Raw genomic sequence first — 9,257 nt, forward strand, 5'->3', positions numbered from 1 at the left:
ACTGGGGTATGGGAAGCGAGGGTGGGGGGGCAACACACTGACACACCAGCCCGCAGGCCCGCAGGTGGGTTTGGCTCCCGATCGCTGGGTGTGGGGGTTTCTGGTGGGAGGGTATGTGCTGGCGTCGCTGAATATGAATAAGGATTCGCGCTATACGCTGGCCTATTTGCCCGTCCTGTCCCTCTGGTTAGCCGTGGGTTTGCTGGCCTGGTCGGGACGCTGGGGGCATTGGGTACGCTGGGGGGCTGTCGGGATCGCGACGATCACGCTTATGGGCAATACGTTCCCGATCGCAGGGCTGACGCCCCTGGCGGCTTGGCTCAGTCCCTATGGGCAACGGCTAGCCAATCGGGGGGAACCCTGGCCCCATCCGGCGGTAATTGCCACGATGACAGACACGGCTCCGGGGTTGCAACACACCTTAGGGGTGTTGCCCTCAACGCCGACGGTGAATCAGCACAATCTCAATTTTTTCGGCGCGTTGCAGGATTTCCAGGTCTATGGACGACAGGTGGGCGTGCAACTGGACCAAGTGCCCCAGGATGTGCGATCGCTCGACTGGTTTGTGACGAAGACGGGGGATCAGGGGTCCCTGGGGCGACGGCAGGCAGCGCAGGCGGCAACGGTGCAGGCAGTGGAGGCGGGGGGATCGTTTCAAGTTGTGGGTACCTGGGATTTGCCGGATGGTAGTCAGTTGCGGTTGCACCATCGACCTGAGTCTATGGTTGCGGTTAAGCCGGAACCCCTAAGGGCTGAAGAGATGCAAGAACAGGAAAGGGGGGCGGTGCGGTTAAATCGGGTGATTGTGCCCAATCAATCGCCGCCCGGTTATCCGATTCCGGTGACCTATCGCTGGTCAGGTTCCTGGGAAAAACTGCGATCGGGCCTGCTGTTGCTCAGTTGGGAATGGGTTGATCCGGTTGATCCTGGCCTTTCGGGCCGGCGAGACGCCTATCCCACGGAGCCGTTGACGGGCCGGCGAGACGCCTATCCCACAATCAATGCTTCTCTTGCTGCCCCACGCCCCACGCCCCACTGGCTTCACGATCACGCGATCGGCTTTGGCACCTTGCTGCCCCACCCCCCGACTAGGATGCCCAGCCCGTCGGGTCGCTATCGGATTATTGAACGCACGGCAATGCTCCCGCCAGCAGAACTGCCCCCAGGCCGCTATACGCTGACGGCGACATATCTCAATCGGGAAACGGGGGAAACGTCCGCAATCCCTATCCCACCTACGATTATCGAGATCACCCCGGATGCGGCCCCTCTGCCAGCCCCAGAGTTGGATCTGGTCACCCAGTTGCGATCGCTCTCGCAAGCTCTACCCCAGGGAACCGCCGCCCTGGAAGCGATGATGGCGGCAATCAGCCGCATTAACCAATACGATCCCATCCAGGATTACGTGGCCCAAGCGGCCCAAAGCTTGGAGTATCGATTGGTGCAGGAACCCGATGACTTGGCCCTGGCCTATAACCTAGTGCTGGCACGGGTGCTGCAACGGCGCACGGATGACGCGATCGCGGCCCTCGATCGCGTCATTCGCCTTGACCCCATGAATCCCTATGCTTACGGGTACCTCGCCTTTGTCAACCTGTACGACTTCCGGGTACGAGCGGCGGCGGCGGCAGTACAACCTGGGTTAATCCTGGCCCCTGACTTACCCGAATTGCAATTGCTGGACGGGGTAGCGGCTCTCCTCCAGGGGCAAGTATGGCGCATCGGCCAAGTACGATCGGCCCTAGCCCAACTATGAGGCTGAACCCGAAGCAATCAAGGCTTCGGTATCGGCAGCCGTGCGTTTATCCATCTCGATGTAGGGGGCATTGCGTTGGCCCGTGTAGATTTGGGTGGGGCGGTAGATGCGATTTTCTGCCAGTTGTTCCTTCCAGTGGGCCAGCCAACCCGCCACCCGTGAGATCGCAAAAATGGGGGTGAACAGATCCGTGGGAATTCCCAACTTGCGGTAGACCAATCCAGAGTAAAAGTCAACATTGGGGTGGATGCCTTTCTGGCCGAGTTCAGCCTCGACCGCCTTCTCTAGGGCAATGGCAATGTCGTAGTATTCATCCCGGCCAAACTTCTCAAACAGTTGTTCCGCCAACTCTTGTAGGATCGTCGCACGGGGATCTTTGACCTTATAGACCCGATGCCCAAAGCCCATAATTTTAGATTTCGTCTGCAAGCATTTCTCCAAATAGGCCGGCACATTCTCCACCGAACCGATCTCCTCAAGCATGGTAATCACTTCCTCATTTGCCCCCCCGTGCAAGGGTCCCCCCAGGGTTCCCACCGCCGAGGCAATCACAGCATAGGGGTCGGTCAAGGTGGATGCTGTTACCATCGCGGAGAAGGTAGAGGCATTAATGGTATGCTCGGCATGAAGGGTCAAGCAAATATCAAACACACGGGCAGCCAACGGATCGGGTTCTTTCTCACTGAGCATATAGAGGAAGTTTGCTGCATAATCCAGATCGTCACGGGGAGAAACAGGATCATTCCCCTTGCGGATCAACTGAAATGCCGCCACCATTGTTGGAATTTTGGCCAGCAGGCGCACGACGGCCCCTCGGATATATTCCGGATTTTGCAGATCCCGGCGCGAGTAGAAGAGGCCCAGGGCTGCGGCTGACGCTTGTAGGGCATCCATCGGGTGGCCACTTTCCGGGAAGCATTTCATCATGTCCCGGATGCGGTATTTAATTCGGCGATGGTAGCGAATTTCGTGTTCAAAAGCTGTGAGTTCTTCTTGGGTTGGCAATACCCCCCAAATAAGTAGATAAGCCGTCTCCAAAAAAGTGCTGTATTTGGCCAACTCTTCGATGCGAATTCCCCGATATTCTAAAATCCCTACCCGGCCATCCACATAGCTAATGCTCGACAGAGCCGCAGGCACACCTTCCAGACCGGGTTTGAATTCGCCAACCATAGCGCTTTACTCCAAGAGAACAAACTGGCTTACTGGGGATTGGGGAAAGACCCAAGAGACCATCGCTAAAGACTCTAGCACCAAACTTATTTAGAGCAGTAGCCTGGGTGACGTTAGCCAAAAGAGTTCACTCTGCCCGATCGCCTGCGTGGCTTCTGGTACCTTGATGCCAATTATCCCGGCCTTCTTCACGGCGAGGTGTCCGGTTGGGCGACCCCAGACCAACTGCTCGGCCCAGTTGCCCAGGTTGGGCTGGTGGCCAACGATCGCTAAACTGCTTTGGGGATGTTCTGCTTGCCAGATCAACAACCAGTCTAGCCAGCGGTCTAACTGGCCAGCGGGGGCTAACTCGCTAGCAACGTCTAGCTGTTGCGTTAGGCCACAGCCCTGGAGGATCATCGCAGTTTGCTTGGCCCGTACCAGGGGACTGGTGAGAATTAAATCAAAGCGAAGCTTGAGCGATCGCAACCGTTCAGCCACTTGGCGGGTCTTTTCCTCGCCTTCTGGCGTTAGGGCACGCATCTCATCCGTCTGAGCGGGCGTTCGCTCTTCAGCAATCCCATGCCGCACGAAATATACGGTTGTCTCTACTGCCATTCCACCAGCCTCCTCAAAAAACTTAGGGTTTGCTGGGTTCCCGATCGCCCAACTCAGTTCATCTGTCTATATTGTCTATGATTAGCTGGACAGCGTTGCCCTCATCTTCTCCCGATGCGGCGCGATTCGAGCTTCGCTTCTCTGAGGCCCAATTTCAGCATTATTGCTTTGAGTCGGTGGCCATTCAGGAGCCGTGCTTTCAGCCGTGCGACGGTAGCTCAACGGGGCCGTTAGCTCCCGCCTTGACAAGATGACCAGCCCATGACGGATGGACCCATAATCAGCGGGTGCCCCCACGGTTTGGTAGTACACTGGATCACAATTGGGATTACACAAGGGCGCTTGCGCCGAGGGCGTGATGTGGGGCACTGTCCGACCTTTGCTGTGAGCCAAATGGGCTAATAAAGTTATCCGTCGCCACCCCCAGAGGGCAAACATCCCAGCGAAACGGGTTACAGCGTGTTTACAGACGGTAACCAATGCCAACGTCTTTCCCGGTAACTACGCTAAAATTATTAATCCTTAATCCTTCTTTAAGGATTTCTCCAAGCCAGAATTTAAGGTGAGCCGTCTCATGGTTAGTGTCAATGCGCGTTGCGATCGGGAAGCCGGTCAGGGTGGGGTTGCCTCGGAAGACAAGCCGTTTGCGGGACAGCGCTGGCTAGTGGAAGAGCGAGATGCCTGTGGGGTGGGGTTTTTGGCCGACTTGCAGGGACGCGCCAGCCACACCTTGATCACCCAAGCGCTCAAGGCATTGACCTGTTTAGAACATCGCGGAGCCTGTAGCGCCGATCGCGACTCCGGTGATGGTGCGGGCCTGATGACCGCGATCCCCTGGGGACTCTTGAACCCGTGGTTACGGGAACAGGGCTTTGCCGACATTCCCCTGAGCGAGATTGCCGTGGGCATGGTCTTTTTGCCTGCCGACTTGGGTGCAGCCATGACAGTGCGGCAGTTGGTCAAAGCCACGGCTGACCTGGAAGGCTTAACAGTTTTGGGCTGGCGCGAGGTACCGATTGATCCGGTGGTCCTGGGAACACAGGCACGGGCGAACCAGCCACAAATTGAGCAGGTGTTCATCCATGCGCCCGGTTACCAGGGGGATGCCCTAGAGCGGGAACTATACCTTTTGCGTAAGCGGTTACTGCGTGCGCTAGCCGAAGTCCTGCCCCTGGCCCAGCGGGAGAATTTCTATGTGTGTTCCCTGTCCCACCGCACGATCGTCTACAAAGGCATGGTGCGATCGGCGGTGTTGGGTGAGTTTTACCTGGATCTGAAAAATCCTGCCTACGAAAGTGTCTTTGCGATCTACCATCGGCGCTTCAGCACCAACACCATGCCCCGCTGGCCCCTCGCCCAACCGATGCGGTTGCTGGGTCATAACGGGGAAATCAATACCTTGCTGGGGAATATCAATTGGATGTTGGCCCGGACACCGGATCTGGCCCATCCGATTTGGGGTGAGCGCCTGCCGGAGTTGTCGCCGATCGTCATCCCGGAAAACAGCGACTCGGCCAACCTGGACAACAGTTTTGAACTGCTGGTGCGCTCCGGGCGATCGCCGATGGAAGCGCTGATGATCATGGTGCCGGAAGCCTATCGCCAGCAACCAGCACTGGAGGATCACCCGGAAATTGTGGCTTTCTACGAGTTCTACAACGGCATTCAGGAAGCCTGGGATGGTCCGGCGTTGCTGGTGTTTAGCGATGGCAAGGTGGTGGGTGCTGCCCTCGATCGCAATGGCCTGCGTCCGGCCCGCTACAGTATCACCCGCGATGGCCTGATTACCGTCGCTTCCGAAGCCGGGGTAGTCGATATTCCCGAATCCGAAATCGTCGAAAAGGGGCGTTTAGGTCCCGGGCAGATGATTGCCGTGGATCTCGATACCCACGAAGTTCTGAAAAACTGGGAGATTAAGCAGCGCGTCGCCAGTTTGCATCCCTACCGCGAATGGTTGCAAAACCGCCAAACCTTGGCACCCCAACCCTTCCCAGCGGAAGTGACGCTGGACACGGAAACCCTGGTGCGCTACCAAACGGCCTTTGGCTACGGCGCGGAAGATGTGGAAATGATCATCGAGGCAATGGCCAGCCAAGGTAAGGAACCTACCTTCTGTATGGGGGATGATGTGCCGCTGGCGGTGCTGTCGGAGCGGCCCCACATTCTCTATGACTATTTCAAACAACGGTTCGCCCAGGTGACCAACCCCGCGATCGATCCCCTGCGGGAAAGCCTGGTAATGTCCTTGTCGATGGAGTTGGGACCCCGGCGCAATATTCTCGACGTAACGCCGGATCATGCCAAGCTGTTGAAACTGGATTCGCCGGTGTTGAACGATGCGGAACTGGCGGCGATCGCAACCTCTGGTTTCCCGGTGGCAACGCTTTCGACCCTGTTCCCGGTGGCTGATGGCCCAGCCGGATTGGAGCAGGCCGTGCGATCGCTCTGTGAGCAAGCGGCGGCTGCCGTCCGCGCTGGCAATACGATCCTGATCCTCAGCGATCGCTGTCTCCCCGGTAGCAGCACCCGTCAAACCACCCCCGCCTTAAGTGCTGACACCACCTATATTCCCCCCCTGCTGGCCGCCGGAGCCGTCCACCACCACCTGATCCGGACAGGACAACGGATGCACGCCGCGATCGTGGTTGATACAGCCCAGTGCTGGAGTACGCACCACTTCGCCTGCTTGATTGGCTATGGTGTGAGTGCGGTGTGTCCCTATCTGGCGCTGGAAAGTGTGCGGCGCTGGTGGGCCAACCCGAAAACCCGCAGCTTGATGGAGCGGGGCAAGATCGACAATCTCACCCTGGAGGAAGCCCAGGTCAATTACCGCAAGGCGACAGAGGCCGGGTTACTGAAAATCCTCTCGAAGATGGGGATTTCCATGCTGACCAGCTACCAGGGGGCGCAGATTTTTGAGGCGATCGGGATTGGCGCGGATCTGCTGGAATTGGGCTTCCGAGGGACGGCTTCGCGCTTAGGGGGGTTGACGATCGCCGAACTGGCCCAGGAGGTGATGAGCTTCCACAGCCGCGCCTTCCCAGAGTTGACCCGCACCAAGCTGGAAAACTTCGGCTTTGTCCAATACCGGCCCGGTGGTGAGTACCACATGAACAGCCCGGAGATGGCGAAATACCTGCACAAGGCCGTGGCTGATCCTAAGACAGTCGATCATTACGATCTCTACCAGCGTTATTTGCAAGAGCGTCCGGTGACGGCCCTACGGGATCTGCTGGACTTCCAGAGCGATCGCCAACCCATTCCCCTGGAGGAGGTGGAACCGGTCACTGATATCGTGCAACGCTTTTGTACCGGCGGGATGTCCCTAGGGGCGTTGTCCCGTGAGGCCCATGAAACGTTGGCGATCGCCATGAATCGCCTGGGCGGTAAGTCCAACTCTGGCGAAGGCGGCGAAGATCCAGTACGGTTCCGCATTCTGGACGATGTGGATGCCGAGGGCAATTCCCCGACGTTCCCGCACCTCAAGGGGTTGCGCAATGGCGACACGGCCAGTTCGGCGATTAAACAGGTGGCCTCCGGTCGCTTTGGCGTGACGCCGGAATATCTGATGCACGCCCAACAGTTGGAAATCAAGGTGGCCCAGGGCGCGAAACCCGGTGAGGGCGGTCAGTTGCCCGGTAAGAAGGTGAGTCCCTACATTGCCTACCTGCGGCGATCGAAGGCGGGCGTACCCCTGATTTCACCGCCGCCTCACCACGATATTTATTCGATCGAAGATCTGGCCCAGTTAATCTTTGACCTGCACCAGATCAATCCCCAGGCCCAAGTCTCGGTGAAATTGGTCGCGGAAATTGGCATCGGTACAGTCGCAGCAGGGGTCGCCAAGGCTAACGCCGATATTATCCAGATTTCCGGCCACGATGGCGGCACGGGGGCCTCGCCCTTGAGTTCGATCAAACACGCCGGGGGTCCCTGGGAGTTGGGTCTTACCGAAGTGCATCGGGTGCTGATGGAAAACCAACTGCGCGATCGCGTCCTCCTCCGGGTCGATGGTGGCCTGAAGACGGGTTGGGATGTGGTGATGGCGGCGTTGATGGGCGGTGAAGAGTTTGGTTTTGGCTCGATCGCCATGATCGCCGAGGGCTGCATTATGGCCCGGATTTGCCACACCAATAACTGCCCGGTCGGGGTGGCGACGCAACGGGAGGAACTCCGCCAGCGGTTTACGGGCCTTCCCGAACACGTGGTTAACTTCTTTGTGTTGATTGCCGAGGAGGTGCGCAGCATTCTGGCGCGGTTGGGCTATCGATCGCTGCAAGACCTGATCGGGCGGGCGGATCTGCTGAAGGTGCGCTCCGCAGCCAAGTTGACCAAAACCCAACGGCTGAACCTTGATTGCTTGACCGCCTTGCCCGATACCCGGATAAACCGCCAGTGGTTGCAACACGAAACGGTCCACAGCAATGGTCCAGTATTGGATGATCGCCTCTTGGCCGATGCCAGTATCCAGGCAGCGATTCGGGATCAGGGCACGGTCACTTATGAGACGACGATCGTCAATACCGATCGCACGGTAGGGGCACGGGTGGCGGGGGCGATCGCGGCCCAGTATGGCAATTCCGGCTTTGACGGGCAGCTTAATCTGCATTTCCGGGGCAGTGCTGGTCAAAGCTTTGGGGCCTTTATCCTGCCGGGGATGACGCTGCGGCTGACGGGTGAGGCCAATGACTATGTGGGCAAGGGGATGCATGGCGGGGAAATAATCATTGTGCCGCCCCCGGAGGCCACCTATGATCCCGCGCAAAATGTGATTATCGGCAACACCTGTCTCTACGGCGCGACGGGCGGCCTGTTACTCGCCAATGGTCAAGCCGGGGAACGCTTTGGGGTGCGCAACTCCAAAGCCCAGGCGGTGATCGAAGGGGCGGGGGACCACTGTTGTGAGTACATGACCGGGGGCACGATCGTCGTTCTTGGTCCTGTGGGCCGCAATGTTGGGGCCGGGATGACGGGCGGCTTGGCCTATTTCCTGGATGAAGCGGGAGATTTCCCGGCGAAGGTGAATCCGGAGATTGTCAAGTGGCAACGGGTGAAAACCGCCGCTGGTGAAGCGCAATTGCGGGATCTGATCCAATGCCACAGCGATCGCACAGGTAGCCCCAAGGCGAAGCACATCCTGGACAACTGGTCCCACTATCTCCCCCGCTTCTGGCAGGTGGTGCCCCCCTCGGAGGCGGATACCCCAGAAGTGAGCGATCGCGTGGGCGATAAGGTGGCCGTGAGCGCTTAAAGCAGTCCGCTAATGGTTGGAGCATTGCGGGTAGTGTTCAGATTGGCCATGATATTGGGGTAAACGTTTGAAGTGTGAGCCGTTTCAACAATTAACATCATGGTTGTCTGGACACTACGTGTCCAACTAAGAGTATGTTTTATTAAGGAGGTTATGGTGCTAAGAAGTATTGAAATTCAAAATTTCAGGTGCTTTGATAGTTTGAAGGCATCTGGATTTGAAAGACTCAATTTGATCAGTGGTAAAAATAATATTGGTAAAACAGCACTTTTAGAAGCAATATTCCTAAATAGTGCGCCAAGACCAGATACCATTTTTTTACTTCGGCAAGTAAGAAGAGAACCAGAAGTGTTGAAAGTTAGGTTAAGCGATGGAAAAAAGGGACAGAATGCAGTATTCTGTCCTCTAACAAATAAAAAATGATGTTCTATGATAGCCTCATTCCCGAAGCTTGTCAAATTGATCTTGAAGCAGCTTTGT

The 9,257-nt window shown here is 57.3% G+C and carries 5 protein-coding genes and 1 pseudogene; 3 read left to right on the forward strand and 3 right to left on the reverse strand.

The features are described 5' to 3' along the window. Positions 1-1,756 (forward strand): annotated as a pseudogene (locus ACWIUF_RS14375) (phospholipid carrier-dependent glycosyltransferase); the annotation flags it as partial. Here ACWIUF_RS14375 and ACWIUF_RS14380 read toward each other — a convergent pair. From ACWIUF_RS14380 to ACWIUF_RS14390, 3 genes are all read right to left on the reverse strand, one after another. Next, entirely contained in the window at positions 1,751-2,929 is a 1,179-nt protein-coding gene (locus tag ACWIUF_RS14380) for a citrate synthase (protein WP_448573149.1), read from the reverse strand. The pseudogene ACWIUF_RS14375 and the gene ACWIUF_RS14380 overlap by 6 nt on opposite strands. Before the next feature lie 90 nt (positions 2,930-3,019). After that, complete coding sequence (gene sixA / locus ACWIUF_RS14385) at positions 3,020-3,526, reverse strand: phosphohistidine phosphatase SixA (RefSeq protein ID WP_448573151.1); 507 nt, start codon at positions 3,524-3,526, stop codon at positions 3,020-3,022. Between the two features lie 81 nt (positions 3,527-3,607). Next, entirely contained in the window at positions 3,608-4,012 is a 405-nt protein-coding gene (locus ACWIUF_RS14390; RefSeq protein WP_448573152.1) for a hypothetical protein, read from the reverse strand. 88 nt (positions 4,013-4,100) lie between these two features. Here ACWIUF_RS14390 and gltB point away from each other — a divergent pair, with 88 nt between their 5' ends. Continuing rightward, complete coding sequence (gene gltB, locus ACWIUF_RS14395; RefSeq protein WP_448573153.1) at positions 4,101-8,777, forward strand: glutamate synthase large subunit; 4,677 nt, start codon at positions 4,101-4,103, stop codon at positions 8,775-8,777. A 153-nt stretch (positions 8,778-8,930) separates the two neighbouring features. Beyond that, a complete protein-coding gene (locus ACWIUF_RS14400) occupies positions 8,931-9,200 on the forward strand; it encodes an AAA family ATPase (RefSeq protein ID WP_448573154.1) in 270 nt (89 codons plus the stop codon). Positions 9,201-9,257: the final 57 nt, after the last annotated feature.

The sequence above is a fragment of the Trichothermofontia sp. genome (assembly GCF_053493415.1).